The sequence below is a fragment of the Mesorhizobium sp. WSM4845 genome (assembly GCF_055811455.1).
The window spans coordinates 1-16,534 of sequence record NZ_JBVVQA010000001.1; the positions used below are offsets into that span (position 1 = coordinate 1).

Sequence of the window (16,534 nt, forward strand, 5' to 3'; positions counted from 1 at the left end):
AGCGCGCCCGCTTCATCGCCGCGTGCCGGACAGCACTGCAAGCGCTACTCGTACCACACGAAAACGCATGGGAAATCCGATTTCTGAAAAGAGGTACTAGGACGGGCGAAGTTCATCACATTGAACTCGCGGGAGACGACCTGACCAAGTGGGTTCCGGCGCGCGGATAGATCTTCGGAGCAAGCTAAGCGCCTTGTAGCAGAATTGCCAGAACTTGTCTGCGGCCATCTTACGGTAGAGAGAGAGAGAGAGAGAGAGAGAGAGAGAGAGAGAGAGAGAGAGAGAGAGAGAGAGAGAGGCAGCGTTCATGTTGACCCGTATGTTCGAGCCCCCTCGACCGAACGAATGACGATAACGGCTCGTTCCATAGTATCTCGATGCTCGCAGACCACTCCGTTTCGAAGGATTCTGTTGCCCTTCGGCGCGCCGCAGGGCGTCATTGAAAAGCCAAACTAAAGCGGCGAATTGTTTTTTGCGAGGAGAAGCGCAATAATCGGTAACGGGCGTCGTTGTGCAGCCTTAGCTCGAAACCAGCGGATATTGGCGCGATGTGAGATATGTAAGGCACACGATAATGACCAACCGCATTTCTCGCCGGGATTTGGCACGGGCCGCATGCGCCGCCCTTGTGCTGACCGCATCCGGTCGCTCGGGATGGGATGCTCGGGCCGCCGGCCCGGCGCAAGGCTCGCTGCCGGAAGCTGACTCCTGGCGTCCTGGTCTGTTCCCGGAAATGATTGTGAAATCCTGGTTTCAGGAGGATCTGGCCGAAGGCGAAATCTCCTCGTGGCAATCCGGCGGCGTGAAGCCGGTGGCTGCGGTGCAAGCCGGGCCCTCCCTGCGCCCAACAAAGCTTCCGAATAACGGCGGCGTCCTCTTCAAGAAGGGCACGAAACAGGCGTTGACCTGGCCAGTCGATAAGGATGCCCCCTATCTCCACCGGTGGTGGCTCGTGATCGCCCGGTGCCATTCGGTGAACAGCACCGGTGCGGATAACGTTTCCGTTCTTTGCGTCAATGGCGCGGAGGGTGGCCCGGTGCATCGCCAGCCCCAGGTCTGTTTCAAGCCCTCGGCCGGCACATTCGTTTCGCGGCTCCATGACGGCAAGCTCAAGAGCGAGGAAGGGCAGTACTCGACCGATTTTGACGACTGGAATGTCATGGTCGGGTACCGCCGCGGATTCGTGATGCAGGCTGTGGTGAATGGGGTCAAGACGGCCGGCCAGGCGATTCATGCATTGAAACCCAACCTGATGAAATCGCAGAGCTTCATGGGCGATGTGAACAATCCGATGAGGGCCGATGTCGCGATCGATTGCGTCATCATCGGGCAAAGCGAACTCAATGATGCGCAGATCGACAAGCTCGTGGGTTGGGCCATGTGGCGCGCCGGCAGGCAAGCCGACCTGCCCGACGATCATCCCTATAGAAAGAGCCCGCCTTCGGCGGTGGATGCCAGCGACAATCCCGCGCGCTATGCCTTCGATTCGCAGGCTTGGGCAAGTTGGGCGGCGGTTGATACAAGGACGAACCAAGCCCATCGCGGTCAGGCGGCGCCCGATATCAGCGGCTATACGACGGTGTTCTTCGACGATTTCGAGACCAACACCATTGTCGACGATCTGACAGGCGCACAGAGCAGCGGCTGGTTCGCGCCGACGCACCTCACCAATATCGGCGGGGATGCGAAGGCACAGCGGATTTCCGGGACGCCGTCTTCATACATTCACGATGCCGAGAGCCACACGCTGTCGCTCCGTCTCGTCCACAACAAGGTTTGGCGGACCGGAGCGTTTTCTTCGGTCAACAACAACGGCCAAGGTCGGTGGTGGGGAAAAGGAATATTCGAGATCCGCGCCAAGTTCCCCAAGCTTTCCGCGCCGCGCCCGGGCTTCTTTCCTGCCTTCTGGGCCTATGGCAAGGAGCACCTGTTTTGGCGGACGCGGAATCGTCTGGAAACTGACTTTTGGGAATATGGGGCGGAGGACGGAACGTGGATCAATATCAGCCAGCATGTGCATAAGCCGGCGCTTGCCTATCCCGATCCCCAAATCGCCGCCGCTGACGTGCGCAGGAAGATCGCCGGCTACCCGATCGACCAATCAAACGGCTTCCCCAACGCGATAGACATATATGACGGCGAGTTTCATACGTGGTACGCCCAGATCGAAGATAATTACACATACTTCGTGATTGATGGCTATGAAGTGGCACGTTGCCCGACGACGCTGGAGCTTGCCGCGCAAAAATACATCATGGTCGATTTGGGCTTTCGATCCGGCAGGGGCGGAGTCTTGCCGGATCCATCCGAAACTTACGACATGGCCATAGACTATATTCGGGTCCGCCAGAAGGAGTCGGACCTTGCGGAGGTGCCTGCCGGCTTCGCGCGATTGCCAGAGCTTTCCGGCTCTGCCTCAATCGGAAGCACGCTGAGCGTACAACCGAATGTGCCAGCGTCGCATCTGGAGTACCTTTGGTATCGTGACGGAGTTCCCATCGTCGGCGAAACTGCTGCAACATACAAGCTCAATGCAAGGGATGCTGGGCACAGGATCCGGTGCCAAGTGCGTGCGCTCTCTTTGCTTGATCAGCCGGAAGCCTGGACAGCCGAAGCGGACGTCGTAGAGAGGTAATCGTGCAAATGAGCTTTCGCGGCTTGACTATGGCATCATCTGCCCGAGCAAAAAGGACAGGCGGCAGGGTCTCCTCTTAGTTCCTTTTCGCCCCGGGAGAAACATATGAGTCCGTCCGCCTATGATCGCTTGACGGTGAATAGCCCCAACCCGGCTGCACGGTTTGCACAGAGAAGCCGGCATGAAAGGGGTATCCGACTTGTGAAGCAACATCTCTCTCCAAGCAGCGCTATCCTCGACTACGGATCCAACAATGGCGACTTTCTTAACACGCTGGCCGGCGGGGGCTGGTCAGGACCGCTTTACGGCTATGATCCCTATGTGGCGCCAAAAGCCCCATCGTTCACGCCGGTAGGGAGCCTGGGAGAGATACCTGATGAGGTACTAGACGCGGTGCTGGCCTTTGAAACCCTCGAGCATGTCGACGAGAACGTATTAGAGGAGTTCATCTCGTTCTGTGAGCGCTCTCTTCGGGCTGGTGGAGTTCTGATCATCTCCGTGCCGATCATGGTTGGGCCTATTCTCTTGCTCAAGTACCCCAACGCCGTTTTCATAAACAAGTCGCGATGGCGATACAGCGCCCGGGAGCTATTCCGTGCGGCAATTCTCTGGCAACAGGTCCCACGGAGCAAGTCCGGCGCCTATCTCGATCACAAGGGGTTTGACTACAGGGTGCTTCGACAGAGACTCGCCTGCCGCTTCGCCCCGATCTCGATCGGATATTCTCCATTTCCGGGCTTGGGCCCGGCCCTAAACTCTCAGGCTTTTATGTGCTTCCGGGCGATGAGCACGAGCGATCGTATCTGAGGTGAAATTGGAACCACCGCCACGGATATGTCCCTTGCTTTTCTCAAAGGCTTTCTGCGGACTGAATGAGTGCACTGAGTCCTGCGCGGACCCATCCCCCTTGATGTCCCGCCGAAATTCAGCGCATTGCCGGTCTTCTCGGGCGAGGCTTCACCAGTCCAAGAGCTGACTGTCGTATCGAACGTGATTGCGTCGCAATAGAGTGTCTCTGGTATCGCGACGGCGTTCCGATCGTGGACGAAACCGGCACAAGCTATGAGCTCAGTTCGCGGGATACCGGGCATAAAATTCGCTGCCATGTTCGCGCGGTCTCTGTTGCTCAACCAGCCAGAAGCCTGGACACCGGAGAGCGAGACCGTCGGCTAGCCCGCATCGACCGCACGCCGTCGGGATGCGTCACCACTCTCGTCGGACTGCTGATGAGTTCTGCCACCAGTAAGCCTCCCCGCAGCCGAGGAGGATGAGCTTTCCCAACAGGCGGAAACCTCTTCGATATGCGATTGCCACAGCGGGCGGAACGATGGGGTCGTCGGCTGGAGGGTGAAGTGTTTCTCCGCGGGCTGGCATTGATACATCCAACAAGTTCTGTTTCCGGGAAAGAGAACATGCTAAAAGAATATCGCGCCGCGAGGGGGCTGTGATGCGTTATCTCCTCACATTCGCGATACTGAGCCTCTTCCTGCCAATCAGGCTCGGGACGGGTCTTGTATTGCTGCGTCCGTTCGAGGTGATCGTATTGCTGGCGCTCATCATTGGCCTGGCGACGGGGCGTTGGCGAAATTTGGCTTTTTCAGTCGGTTTTCTGCTGCTCCTGCCCTTCTTCGGCTGGCACTTGGTCTCGGCCTTCAGCGTAGACGCGAAGAACGGCCTGCGCGAGCTGTTGCAGATGTCCACTGTGGGCGCCTTTGCGTTCGCCATCGCACAGGAGGCTAGATGGCTCGAGACGCAGAAGGCCGTCAACATCTTGCTTTTCGGCATGGTGCTGATTCTCGCCTATACGATCACCTGGCATGTGGCTCATGGCTACTCGGTCGGCTGGAAGCACTTGGCCGACCCAAAGCTCGTATTCACCTTCCTTCCAATTGCGCTCGCGGGGCTCCTCCTCTTCGCCAAACGGGCCAAGCGGCGCGGCCTTTGGTTTGCATGGGCAGGGATACTTCCCCTGCTCCTGCTATCCGGGGAACGCAAGGCGTTTTTGATCTGTCTCTTTCTGACCGCTGCGCTTCTGATGCGCGGACGGCTCGCTGCAATGGTACCGGCGATCGCCGCCGGCTTCGTGGGTCTTTTCATGTTATCGACCACGATGGATAACGCCTATGTCGAGAAGCAAATGCAGACCATTCTCGATCCGCTGAGCATGGGGCAATACGAATATCTGGTTGCGACGGGGAAATATGCCCCTGGCGACACGCCGAGCAATGTCCAGCGCGCGTTTGCTTTCACTCTGTCCAGACAACTCATCTCCGAACATCCACTGATGGGCGTGGGTACGAACCAATTCAAGAATATTATCGATACGGATTTCAGCGGACTTCCTGGCGAGTTGCGGCTGGGGATACATGGCGAGTTTCAACGCATCCTCACCGAGAACGGCATCATTGGGCTCAGCCTCTATATTCTCATATGGATTGCTGCATGGTTTCGCTTAAGCCGTACTCTAAGCTGGGCCCTTTCTCACGGATTGATCGGAGCGGCCCAGGCACGGCTTCTGCCCCTCGTGCTTCTTGTACCCTGCGCCTTTTACGTTGGAACAGAAGCCTCCGGCACACGAGCTTTCGTCACGCTGAGTCTTGTCTCGCTCCTGCCTGAATTGACGCGGCACGGGCTTTGTCTATCATTGCGCAGGACGCGGAGGAGCCACCCCGGGAGCATGAGACATCCCCGATTCCTCGGGAGCCCCTTGGCAGGAAACACGAGATGAGTGTTTCAGTTATCATGACATGCCACAATGAAGAACGCTTCATCGTGCAGGCAGTGGAAAGCGTGATTAATCAGACCGCGTCGAGCCACATCAAAGAGATCATCATTGTCAATGATGGCTCGATGGACGGCTCGTCGGAAGTGATTGCATCGCTGGGTCGCAGGGAGCCGCGCATACATGTCCTGACGACGGCGGGTATCGGGCTTTCATCGGCGAGGAATCTTGCCATCAGACATGCTGCCGGCGACCTTATTGCAATTCTCGACGGCGATGACTTCTGGGCCGAGGACAAGCTTGAGCGTCAATTAGCCGTCTTGGGCAATGGCTGCAAGGCAGGTCTTGTCTATGGCGATTTTGTCGATTTTTCCGCTCCGGATCTGTCCGATGCTCTACACGTCGCCGTGCGCCGCTATCGCGCGGACCAACGCGATACGCTGCCGACATATTTTCTGCTTGATGGGCCGATTGTTCCTTCCAGTATGGTTATGCGGCGGGAGATGGTCGAAGATATCGGGGTATTCAACGAGGCGTTCAGGGCTGGAGAGGATACAGAGTTTTGTATGCGCGCAGCCGAGCGTTGGACATTTCAACATGTGGCCGGAGCACTCGTCTATAAACGGCGCCATGGCTCGAACATAACCCGCAGACTCGACGCGCTTCTGCCGGTAGGCGAAGGCGTCACGCGAGAATGGGTCATGCGGCGGCCGGAGCTTACGCACCTCGCGCGTCGGCGCAACGCGCGTCTGTACGCAAAGGCGGGCAATGATTGCGTGGCTCAAGGCGAAAAGAAACGCGGAGCGCGCTTGCTCATTCGCGCGATGTGGCACAATCCATTGTCATGGCGGGTGTACGTTTACTTTTTTCTTTGCGCCCTGCCGAGGGGCATGGATCCGCAGGTGCGCCGTGCAGCCAAGCTATTGTTCTACCGCGCCTTGCGCAAAGACTTTGCTGACGGCTCTTAATGATGCTGGCGGAATGGCGAGAGTTCGAGCATCTCATGCGGCAGCCCTGGAATCTTTCCATAGCGATTATTCTGTACCGCGACACAGGACCATAACGGAGGCGAAATCAGAGCTCTCCGCGGTCGCCAAGTCGCTCTTAATGCGGGTAAGAACTTGAAAGGTGTCCAGACCCCACCACTGAGCCCTCACCACAAGCGCAGGAGAATTCCACACAAGATCGGGCCGTTAGTTGCGACAGTAAATACGAGGGCAAGAGAATCGGAGCGCTTCACTATCACATGCGAATTCTTTACTTCATCAACGGATTCGATCCCGGTGGCGCCGAGCATGGGCTGCTGACCTTGCTGCAAGCAGGATTTTTCAGCGGCCACGAGCTGAAGATTCTAGCCTGTTGCCGTGGTCGCGGGGCTCTTGCCGATGAAATCGCCGCAAATATCGGAGAGCACAATCTTATCCTGACGTCGCAGAGCGAAGTGCCTTCCTTGCGCATCTTCGTGAGCACGTTCTTTGTAATGTTGCGCCTCATTCGGGAGTGGCGGCCGGATATGGTTGTGTTGTCGCTCAAGCAGGCCAATCTCCTGGGACGGCTAGTTGCGATGTTCGCTCCTCGGCTTCGCTGCGTTTCATTCGAGCACATCGCCCGTTACCGCTCCCGGCGTGCCGAAGGCGTTTATGGCCCTGTGCTCAAGGCGCTGTCCTGGCGTGTCGACGAAATCTGGGCTGATTGCGAAAATACGCTGCAGGATACGCAAGCATACTTCCTGCCCCGCAGGCGCCGGTCGCATGTGGTGCCTCTGTTTCGTGCCGATGAGGCTTCCTCCCACAAGCGCGACTACGCGCTTCACACACCCTTGCGCCTTGCTGCAGCCGGACGCCTTATGGCGCGAAAGAACTTTGACCGCCTGATTGAGGCCATCCGAATGCTCCAAGACCGCGGCGTTTCGGTAAGCCTCGATCTTTACGGCGACGGGCCGGAACGGCAGGCGCTTTCGCGCAAGGCGGATGAGCTCGGCATTCGAGATCGCGTGCATTTCCATGGATATGTCGCACGCTGGTTCGAGCGGGCCTGTGATCGTGACATGTTCATCAATCTGTCCGATACGGAAGGGTTCTGCATCGTCGTCGCGGAGGCGATGCTTGTCGGGCTTCCGGTGATCGCGACCGACGTCGGCGGTATTCGGGATTACGGGAAGCATGGAGAGAATATGCTGAAGCTTACTGTGCCCTCAGCGGAGACGGCGGTGACCCAAGTGTTATTGCTCGCGGGCGATGAAACGCTCCGCAGAGAGATCGGAATACAGGCACGACACGATATGCTGGAGGCCTATTCGCAGGATGCTTTGCGTGTCCGCGCTACGGCGGTGTTGGGTGGCGGAATGTAATGACCGGCAAAGCACTGGCGACCAGGATAGCCGGACCGATCGTGAATTCCGACTGCTCGGCATCCCACCTGTCCGACATGGTTCTCGACCTGGCCCTTCTCCCAGTCCGATGCCAGCGCGCAGCCCACCGGCTGGAGGAAGCGACGAAGTATCGCCGGTCCTTGCCGACGAACACCATCCTGCGGCTCGCGCGGATAAGCCCGGACGGAGTTTGTTCGTCAAAGCCTCCTTGGGCTATCTGCTCAAGACAAAAACAATGCCTGCTCCACAACTAGGCCTGGTAATACTGACTATAGCGTTCACTGTAAAATTCGGCGCTGCCGAACTTTTGGTACCGCTTGATTCTTTTCATATCGACCTTGTTGAGCAGAACGCCGATGCATTTATCCGCCAGGATCGGGTTGTTGTCGAGGATTTCGCGCACGAATGTACGAGCGGTCACACCCCATTCAACAACCAGAACAAGGCCGTCGAGGTGCTGGACAAAGGACCTCACGTCCGCGACTGGAGCCAACGGGGGCAAATCAACGACGACGTAATTGAACATAGGGCCGACCTTGAGCAGAAAGTCGCCCATTTTCTCGATAGGCTGCATGGTGTTTGCGAGCTTTTGTTGGCTCTGGTTCACGCCGGGCAGGAACCTCAATGGCAATGACTGATGGGCCAGCAAATCTCTCGGATTGAGTTCTCCAGCCAACAAGTTGGCCAGGCCTCGTTCCCAGCCGTTGGCTAACATGGGGGACAAGCCCGGATTGTGGATATCGGCATCGATCAACAACGTCTTACAACGCTGCATAGCAAGAACCATCGCTAAATTAGCAGCGACCAGAGACTTCCCTTCTCCCGGGAGGCAAGAAACGATGCCGAGCGCCTTGGTGCTCTTCCTTGGTAACTCGACGTCAACAGCGACTTTCACAGTTCGCATCGTTTCAGCGAATTCCGAGCGCGGATGTTGCTCTACCCAGTTGAAAGCGCTGTTCCCCACCTCGATGAATGACGGCTCTCCGGCCGCACGATCGTGATTGTTTCGGCGAATTGGCTTCCCGTCCAGCAACGGGATCATTCCGAGCGTCTGAAGTCCTAGTTCATCGCGCACTTGAGCCGTCGTGCGGAAAAAGCGCTCCCGGTACTCCCGAATTCCGCCCACACCGGCGCCAACCATGCCGGCGAGCACGACGCAGAACGCCAACGTAAGACTGCTGTTCGGAGAACTCGGTCTGCTGGGGTTTGGTGCCTCCGAGATAGTCCGCGCCTCCGTCAACGCCATCGAAAGGTTCTGCAGGCTCGCTTGGTACTGCTGCAGGACCTGTTCATATTGCGACTTGAGAGAGGACGCCTCAAGTTCGAGCTGGCGCAAGGTTACCAGCGTTTCCTTGGTAAGCGTATTGTCTTTTCGGAACCTGTGGATTGCGAGCTCGGCATCGACCGATCGCTTCCGCACCGTCTCGACCTCTTCCGCCAGTGCGCCGCGAGCTCGGATAATCGACTCGTCTTTGGCTCCGACTTGGTCAGAGATATAGATTTCTGCATACTTACTGGCTACTTTTTGCGCCATTTCGGCGCTAGGCGACCGAAATTGGACTTCCAGAACGTAAGAATCCCCTACACGAGCTACGGTTATATTCTCAGCCAGAATGCCAAATGCCTGCCATCGAGGATCGGATCCTCGCGCGGCACTCGATTTCACCAGCGCTCCGCTTGCTTCGGAACTGCCGATGAATGGCCACCGAGCGACCGATCCCGTGAGACTGTTGAGCAATGAATATGGCGCTGACAAGAAAGAGCGATCGGTAGCAAGACCGAGGCTGTCAACGACCTTTAGCCCGATGCGGTCGGAACGCAACAATTCGACCTGACTCAGCATCATCGGGTCAACCGGTGCGGAGCTTCCGCTCTCTGTTAACTCCGTCACGACGGATGGCTGGTTCTTGTCGATCAGGATTCTGGCGGTCGACTCGTACAAGGGCACCTCGGCCCAGAGATACGCCAGCCCCAGCACAAGTCCTGCGAGCGCGCATGTAAGGACGAACCTCAGCTGCCGTTGCGCTGCCGCCACGAGTGTTTCGAGATCAATCGTTCCCCACTGAGGATCGCCGAATGGAAAGGCAGAATCCGGGTGCTTTTCAACTTCGCGGAGCATGAGCCTTCAAACCCGTGGAATGAGACTGGCAGCGCATTGGTAGTGACAAATTCCATACCACATTATCTGACTAAATGTCTGCAAATTCAGTATCGACGCCCGCGGAGCACAGGCGCACCGCTCGGGGCGGCACAGCCCGCGCTTCGCTAAAGGCGAAACTCCTAACCTCGATGCAATAAACGAAACCTCACGCGGACTGCCGCAATTCCGCTGCATGTCGTAAGCTCCAATTGAAGGAAGAAATTGAGTCGTATTGCCAAATGGCAAAACATCTGAGCAAGAGATTCCAGGCTCCGGTTGAGCCTGTCCTGCGGGAAACAGGGATGTCGATTGGAATGGCTCGTCGATCACAGGCGCGGGATAACGATCACTGCAAGGGTCCTGCGCGCGTCTGGCGTGTCGCGGAAAGCCTCTCCGATGCCCGCATGAGACAGGTTGCAGTCACATTTTGTTTCGTGGTGTGGGGTGTGATCTTGCTGATCGGCCTGCTCTAGCAGCCAGAGCCTATAAAGGCGGAGAGTGGCCCGCCTCACTTTCTAAGTGGCTCGGCAGTTGCTCCCTTTCGGACTCATCGCGCGATGTGTGACTTGGGAGTCTCCGATTCTTTGGAGACCGAGCGCCACACTAGCAGCATGACAGCAACAAAGTACCCGATCTGTATCAAGATCCCACAAATTAACGTTTGGACAAACGTGACCCACGGGGAGGCGGTGAGCAAATATATACTGATGGCGAATGCCAACAGTACTATGATAAGCCCTCGCAAAAAAAGCAAAAAGGAAATCGCCTTCCCACTCGCAGCCGCTGGCGTGACGCGCTCCTTGGCTATCCAGCCTCAGCGCATTAACCATCATAACATATCGGAACGGGTCAGAGCGATCAATATATTAGCAGGTGCGAATAACGATGCCCCAACCTATGCCCGGACGCGCTTGCTTCCAGGCGCGACCAACTCCCGTTCGGCGGCCAAGAGAGGTTGCCACACGGACTGGCCCTGCCATGCGATCTGGATTTAGGCAGAGGCTGAGTCGCGTTGTGTGCGTCAAGTTGAGCAAAATGGGACGGCTTCGACGTTGGTGTGTCCGCCGCGCAGCTTCCGTGTTTAGCGAGCGGCGGACATGGCGGCGCCGGCTCAGGCAGGCCAATGCCGCGACGAACGCGACCGCCATCAGCAGGTTGCGCGCGACCGGCTGCTCGCTGGCCGGCGGTGTCGCTTCCGATCGGCGATACGATGGTGACGTCAGCCATAGCGTTTGCGGCTCCACGACTGCGCCAGATTGACGACCAGGAGCATCGCGAACGATAGCAAAACCATGATCGCCGCGATCGCGGTGGCCGCCGGATAGTTGTATTCTTCACAGCCGGATGACGATCAAAGTGGCGCGATTTCGGAACATCGGCTGCCTTGTTGCCGTTGTTCAGAGCGTAAATTCGCCTCAAAAGAATGGCATTGTGAGAAAGGTCTGCGTCGATATCATGCTCAAGCATTGCGGGGTGATCGCGAATGTTGAATAGATCGGTGCGCTGGATGCGGGCAGGCAGCTGCGCTGCGCTCGCATGCGTGTTTTTGTTGTTCGCAAACGCGAATCTGTCGAATGGCCTTGCCCTAGCAGAAGAGTACAGTGTCGGCGAGTACCGTCTGCAGACTGGCGACGTGATCGGCTTCGCTGTCATAGGCTATCCCGAGATGCAAAAGCGAGCTGTGATCGACCAAAGCGGTGTAATTATGTTGCCGGTCCTAGGCCCCCTAAAGGTTCTCGGGAAGACAATAGAGGATGTTCGCAAGGAGGTAATTGAGGTTTTAAAACCAAAATCCCTTCCGCAACGATCCGCCGACGGCACTGAGACTTGGACTGGTTTTTACCAAGATCAGATTATTGTTGATATTGAGGAATACCGACCCGTCTATATTGACGGGGACATTGCCTCTCCCGGGATTCAGCCCTTCAGACCAGGAATGACTGTCCGACAAGCTGTGGCGGCTGGCGGCGGCTACAAACTCGGTCGCGGTGAGCTTGAAAACCCTGAAATGACAGCAGCGGACCTTGGCGGCCGCCTCCACATTCTGCGCATCAAGTACCAGGAAAGCGAACTCAAAGCTGCTCGCATAGAGGCGCAGCTGAGCGGCGCCAGAGCGATTGAGGTTCCGGACGCAGAACGTGACTCGAGCCTCGAGCCTCGTCGCGACGAAGCTTTGCAGCAGGAGGGGAAGCATCTTGAAGCTGTCTATGCGGATCAGGAGAAGGAGCGCGCTTCGATTAAGTTGGCCACAACCAAGGCGGCGGAACGAATGGGCTACCTGAAGGAGCAGCAGAAGGCGGATCAAGCGGGCGCAGCCACAGATGCGGCGGAACTTGATCGCCTCAAGAAGCTCTTCGAAAAAGGTCTGATCCAGATCACGAGCGTCAACGATGCTCAACGCGCAGTGCTCTTGTCAGCGACCCGCGCTTTGCAAACCAACGCTGAGATCGCTCGACTTGAACGCGACCAAGGGGATTTGCAGCGCAGTCTTGATAAGTTTATCGACCAGGGTCGAATTGACCTGTTGGCTGAACTGCAGACTGAACGCGCGGCGATGACGCAAATGCGCGCTGAGATGGATTCATTGACCAAACAAATCGCCTACGTGATGCAGATGCGCAGCGACCTTGTAGGCGAAGGGGACCGAATTACGATCGGTGTAACCCGCTCCACTGACGGACAGGCAGCAACGACCGAGGCGACAGAAGATACTCTGCTTGCTCCGGGAGACACCATCACAATTACGCTGAAGGCCGCACCAGGAGCGGCGGTCGCGAACTAAGTAACTAAGTATTGCATAGAGGCGGCGCGCAGTTGCACGTGTCCTATGGAATGTGGTCCGGGCCAAGATCGTTCTGGTGGCCGCTCAGGGTCCGGGCAGCGTGCGCCGCCAAAGCCTGGCATCAAGCATCTAGCTTGAACAGCTCCGGCTCGGTAGGTCCGAACAGGGGACGCGCTCACCTCTCCAGATAAATCTTTTCATAAAGAGGCCGAAACTCGGCGTTTCGCATCCGGTTCACTCGAACCTTGATCCAGCGAGGAACCAGCCCCCGGCAGAAGACGTCGATCGTGTGAGGCAGACGTGAAATGGCCGTGCGCGGCTCCAGGACAAAGAGCTTCTTCGACAGGTACCAGGCTGCGGAAAGCCGCCCTTGAACCAAAGCTCTCACGGCAAGCGCATTGATCGTGTCAAGCAGATGGGCATTGAGATCGCTCCCAAATTGCGGATATTTCTCGTGAAACTCGGCTAGGACAATTTCATACGAACGAAACATTTGCATGACATCGCTCGACATGTTGCCGATCGTCCTCCGATAACCCACAAGATGTTGGGGCACGATACGAAACTCGTAATTCTCCGCTATTCTGAGGCACATTAGAAGATCTTCGCAGCCTTGTGCGTTCCTCGCCCTCAGGGAAGGATCAAACTGTCCTGCCCGCTCGAATGCGGAGCGACGTACAAGCATCGAACTTCCGTTACCGACAAAGTTGTTTCTGCACATGCGTTGCAGCACGCGCCCCTCAGCATCGGGCTGTTTGAAAGAAAATATCCGACCGTCCTCGTCGATCTCCGCAAACCAGCAATATGCCAGGCCAGCTGACGAGCCTCCTTCCTGCAGGACGCGCAGTTGCAGTGCGATTTTGGATGGAGCCCAAAGATCATCCGCGTCCACGAACGCTAGAAACTCCGCATCGGTGGCAGCGGCGCCGCTGTTGCGTGCGTGCGCAACACCCGCGTTCGGCTGCCTGAAAAGGCGTATACGCGGATCTTGCTCGGCATAGGCGGCCACGATTGACGCGGATCGGTCCGTCGACCCATCATCCACTACGATAATGTCCAGGGCCTGGTGGCTCTGCTGGCAGATGCTGGTCAGCGTCGGGAGAATGGTTCTCTCGGCATTGAACATGGGCACCACGACGCCTATCCCAGTGGCATTGTGCTGGCTCATTTGCCTTCGTCTTCTCTCACGACGTGGTAAAATGGCACATCAGGGCCGGTAGTTCCATCAGATTTCGCTACTTTAGCTGATGAGGATTCAACCACGACGGCCGAACGGCAAGGCAGAGGCCTCGGCGAGTTCCACTCAGCACTCCTGGAAGCGATAAAGTAGCGGCTTCCGGACTTTAGCTGGATATTTAGGAACCGCCCGTCGCGGCATTCCGCTGCCGAAGCCATGCAGCAGTCGCATCGGTGAAACAGGCGTCCACCACTACAACGACAACGCCTCGGTCGAGATCGCCGGCTGCCCACGCATGCACGCGATTCAGCCGTTCATCGTTCAAATCACCGCGAGCCAGGACATACCGTTATGGCTACATGGCACCGGATCTCCAGGGCCGCCGCCGATATCGACCAGACGCAACGCCGAAATTACCTCCGGTCGCCGTGGGCCACCCGCAACTGGAAACGATGACGGGCGTTGCTGTGACGAACAGGATATAAGCGTATCAGGCAGCAAGCCTGGTTGAAGAAAGCCTGACGGTCATGAAGCCAATGAACGAAGAGCACCTCGCAGTGCTGCGCAGGCACATGGTCGAGATGATTGCAATCCATACCGACCTTACAAGCGAGGAGCTCGGCAAGGCGGCGCTCGATGAACGGGTGATGGCAGCGATGCAGCGGGTGCCGCGCCATCTCTTCGTGCCAAGCTCGGTCGCGCCTTATGCCTATCAGGACATGCCATTGCCGATCGGCTTCGACAAAACCGTCTCGCAGCCGTTCATTGTCGCACTCATGACCGATCTCCTTGCGCTCCAACCGCACGAGGCGGTGCTCGAGATCGGCACCGGCCTGGGCTACCAAACCGCAATCCTCGCGGAACTCGCCGGGCACGTTTGGAGCGTTGAAATCATCGAGGAATTCGCAAGCCATGCCGAGGCTCTGCTGCAGGACCTCGGTCTGTCCAATGTCGGCATTCGTGTCGGGGACGGGTCTCGCGGCTGGCCCGAGCACGCCCCATTCGACAAGATCCTGGTCAGCGTCGCGGCGGGGCGGGCGCCGCCGGCGTTGCTCGAGCAGCTCAAGCCGGGGGGCCGCCTGGTTATGCCTGTAGGCCCTGAACAAGGGCAGTTGCTGACGGTCATCGACAAGAATTCGGCAGGACAACTGAAGACCCGCAAAATCATCCCGGTTCGGTTCAGCCGGCTCGAAACGGTCTAACGAGGGGTGCGGACAACAGGCACGCAGGGAGCGCCGGGCGCCTCATCCTTATGGGATTTGGCCGTCTCACGGCTGCTTCGCGTCCGATCGTTTGAGCATCGCAAATGCGCGATTGATCCGTTGCAGCGCTGTCGCGTTGGCCACGAGTGCGTACAGCGCGAACCCGCCCGTCAGAATCCAGGGCGAAGCGGCGCTCATGGCGGTCGCCAATCCGTCGGCGACCAACAGCACGCAAATGAACACCAGGCGTTCCATCCGTTCGAAGAAATCCGGCCATGCCTGGTTTTCTATGGGGATTTCGATCGCCGTCCGCGCCTTGGCGTAGCTGGTGAGGAGTCCGCCGGCGAACGCGAGCATGGCGATTGCCCACATATCGGCGACCCAGCCTATTGCCGCAAACACGGCGAATTCCTGATAACGGTCGGCCATGGCGTCGAAATAGCCACCCGCCTTGGTGCTCATATGTCTGCGGCGAGCAACCGCCCCGTCGAGCGCGTCGAAGGTGAAGGCAAACGCCAGGCAAAGGCCAAAGGCAAGACTTGACTGGTGGTACAGATAGGCGGCGCACGACAAGGCGACGAGCACCAGCCCGCCTGACGTAACCTGGTTCGGGGTCATGCCGATCCCGATCAGCGGAGAGGCGGCGTGCTCCCATAGCGGGTCGATACGGCGTTTCATGAGACCGGCGATCATGATGACTTGGCTCCTCTGATGATGTCGACGTTTAACCGGCAAATTGAGGGTTCGTTCCAGCCCGTCGGCGCCGATCGAGGTGGTCAGCGCAATGTCCGTCTGTGTCCGCTGTCGCAAATCGACTGGCGGTCTAAAGTGCGTCGCGGCTGAATGGATTCATGCGAGGCGCTTCAAGTTCTTGTCTTTACGCACGTCGTTGTCGCAAAACCGCTGCGCACCCTTGGGTCGGGCCTGAGGGCACGCTTTTGCGCGACCGCATTGGCGGAAGTAACCGGATAGACTGATATAACGCATATCCGCAATTCACCGGGAAGCCGTTCGAAACGCCATGCGTAAATTTTTGCCCAGGCTTGCTTACCTGCTCGCGACCTCTGCCGGCGCGGGACTATCTCCGGTATGGCCAGGCACGGCCGGCGCGGGTGTCGGAGTGGCTGTTGCCGCGGTCCTGATACCTGCATCGCCTTGGCTGATCGTGCTCGCCTATATGGCCTTTTTTGCCGTGGGAGTATGGGCGTCGTCGCATGTCGTCTCCCATACCAGGACGGAGGATCCGCAGATCGTCGTCATTGACGAGACCTTCGGCACCGCCGCAACGCTTTCCGTGCTGCCGCCAGATCCGGTCTGGTGGGCAGCAGGTTTCCTTGCTTTCCGGTTTTTCGACGTCGTCAAGCCTTGGCCGATCGGCGTCGTGCATGACAAGGTAAGGGGTGGACTCGGCATCATGCTGGACGACGCGGCTGCGGCTGTCTTCGCCGGCGCGTCGCTGCTTTTGCTGAACGATTTGATTCACCGTTTGCCGTAAGGAGGACATC

13 protein-coding genes and 1 pseudogene are annotated in these 16,534 nt (G+C 57.7%); 9 read left to right on the forward strand and 5 right to left on the reverse strand.

Annotated elements, in window-relative coordinates; genetic code table 11:
- The first annotated feature begins 574 nt into the window (after positions 1-574).
- The 5 genes from AC0L2C_RS00005 (at position 575) to AC0L2C_RS00025 (ending at position 7,707) form a co-directional block, all read left to right on the forward strand.
- Entirely contained in the window at positions 575-2,635 is a 2,061-nt protein-coding gene (locus tag AC0L2C_RS00005; protein ID WP_473522411.1) for a hypothetical protein, read from the forward strand.
- Between the two features lie 105 nt (positions 2,636-2,740).
- The gene (locus tag AC0L2C_RS00010; protein ID WP_287279764.1) at positions 2,741-3,442 is read left to right on the forward strand and encodes a class I SAM-dependent methyltransferase; all 702 of its coding nucleotides are present in this window, start codon (positions 2,741-2,743) and stop codon (positions 3,440-3,442) included.
- 640 nt (positions 3,443-4,082) lie between these two features.
- On the forward strand, positions 4,083-5,363 hold the full coding sequence (locus tag AC0L2C_RS00015) for an O-antigen ligase family protein (RefSeq protein ID WP_287279766.1): 1,281 nt from the start codon (positions 4,083-4,085) through the stop codon (positions 5,361-5,363).
- Entirely contained in the window at positions 5,360-6,325 is a 966-nt protein-coding gene (locus tag AC0L2C_RS00020) for a glycosyltransferase family 2 protein (protein WP_287279768.1), read from the forward strand. The genes AC0L2C_RS00015 and AC0L2C_RS00020 overlap by 4 nt, the downstream gene beginning before the upstream one ends.
- Positions 6,326-6,603: 278 nt before the next feature.
- The gene (locus AC0L2C_RS00025) at positions 6,604-7,707 is read left to right on the forward strand and encodes a glycosyltransferase (protein WP_473522412.1); all 1,104 of its coding nucleotides are present in this window, start codon (positions 6,604-6,606) and stop codon (positions 7,705-7,707) included.
- 271 nt (positions 7,708-7,978) lie between these two features.
- On the opposite strand, the gene AC0L2C_RS00030 is transcribed toward AC0L2C_RS00025, so the two are convergent.
- Positions 7,979-9,847, reverse strand: a complete 1,869-nt coding sequence (locus tag AC0L2C_RS00030) for a Wzz/FepE/Etk N-terminal domain-containing protein (RefSeq protein ID WP_473522413.1) — start codon at positions 9,845-9,847, stop codon at positions 7,979-7,981.
- A 260-nt stretch (positions 9,848-10,107) separates the two neighbouring features.
- On the opposite strand from AC0L2C_RS00030, the gene AC0L2C_RS00035 reads away from it, so the two are divergent.
- Positions 10,108-10,341 (forward strand): hypothetical protein, encoded by a 234-nt coding sequence (locus AC0L2C_RS00035; RefSeq protein WP_473522414.1) that lies wholly within the window; start codon positions 10,108-10,110, stop codon positions 10,339-10,341.
- Between the two features lie 74 nt (positions 10,342-10,415).
- On the opposite strand, the gene AC0L2C_RS00040 is transcribed toward AC0L2C_RS00035, so the two are convergent.
- Together AC0L2C_RS00040 and AC0L2C_RS00045 are read right to left on the reverse strand one after the other, a co-directional pair.
- The gene (locus AC0L2C_RS00040) at positions 10,416-10,622 is read right to left on the reverse strand and encodes an exopolysaccharide production repressor protein (protein ID WP_353818970.1); all 207 of its coding nucleotides are present in this window, start codon (positions 10,620-10,622) and stop codon (positions 10,416-10,418) included.
- 465 nt (positions 10,623-11,087) lie between these two features.
- Positions 11,088-11,240, reverse strand: a pseudogene (locus AC0L2C_RS00045) (molybdate ABC transporter permease subunit); the annotation flags it as partial.
- A gap of 111 nt (positions 11,241-11,351) precedes the next feature.
- On the opposite strand from AC0L2C_RS00045, the gene AC0L2C_RS00050 reads away from it, so the two are divergent.
- Positions 11,352-12,650 carry a polysaccharide biosynthesis/export family protein gene (locus AC0L2C_RS00050; protein ID WP_287279774.1) on the forward strand — a complete coding sequence of 433 codons (1,299 nt, stop codon included), beginning with the start codon at positions 11,352-11,354 and terminating at the stop codon, positions 12,648-12,650.
- A 175-nt stretch (positions 12,651-12,825) separates the two neighbouring features.
- Here AC0L2C_RS00050 and AC0L2C_RS00055 read toward each other — a convergent pair whose 3' ends face one another.
- On the reverse strand, positions 12,826-13,818 hold the full coding sequence (locus AC0L2C_RS00055; protein WP_473522415.1) for a glycosyltransferase family 2 protein: 993 nt from the start codon (positions 13,816-13,818) through the stop codon (positions 12,826-12,828).
- Between the two features lie 536 nt (positions 13,819-14,354).
- Between AC0L2C_RS00055 and AC0L2C_RS00060 the strand changes: the two genes are divergently transcribed.
- Complete coding sequence (locus AC0L2C_RS00060) at positions 14,355-15,029, forward strand: protein-L-isoaspartate(D-aspartate) O-methyltransferase (RefSeq protein ID WP_473522416.1); 675 nt, start codon at positions 14,355-14,357, stop codon at positions 15,027-15,029.
- A gap of 66 nt (positions 15,030-15,095) precedes the next feature.
- On the opposite strand, the gene AC0L2C_RS00065 is transcribed toward AC0L2C_RS00060, so the two are convergent.
- The gene (locus AC0L2C_RS00065; protein WP_473522417.1) at positions 15,096-15,722 is read right to left on the reverse strand and encodes a CDP-alcohol phosphatidyltransferase family protein; all 627 of its coding nucleotides are present in this window, start codon (positions 15,720-15,722) and stop codon (positions 15,096-15,098) included.
- A 328-nt stretch (positions 15,723-16,050) separates the two neighbouring features.
- Here AC0L2C_RS00065 and AC0L2C_RS00070 point away from each other — a divergent pair, with 328 nt between their 5' ends.
- On the forward strand, positions 16,051-16,524 hold the full coding sequence (locus AC0L2C_RS00070) for a phosphatidylglycerophosphatase A family protein (RefSeq protein WP_287237106.1): 474 nt from the start codon (positions 16,051-16,053) through the stop codon (positions 16,522-16,524).
- The last annotated feature ends 10 nt before the right edge of the window (positions 16,525-16,534 follow it).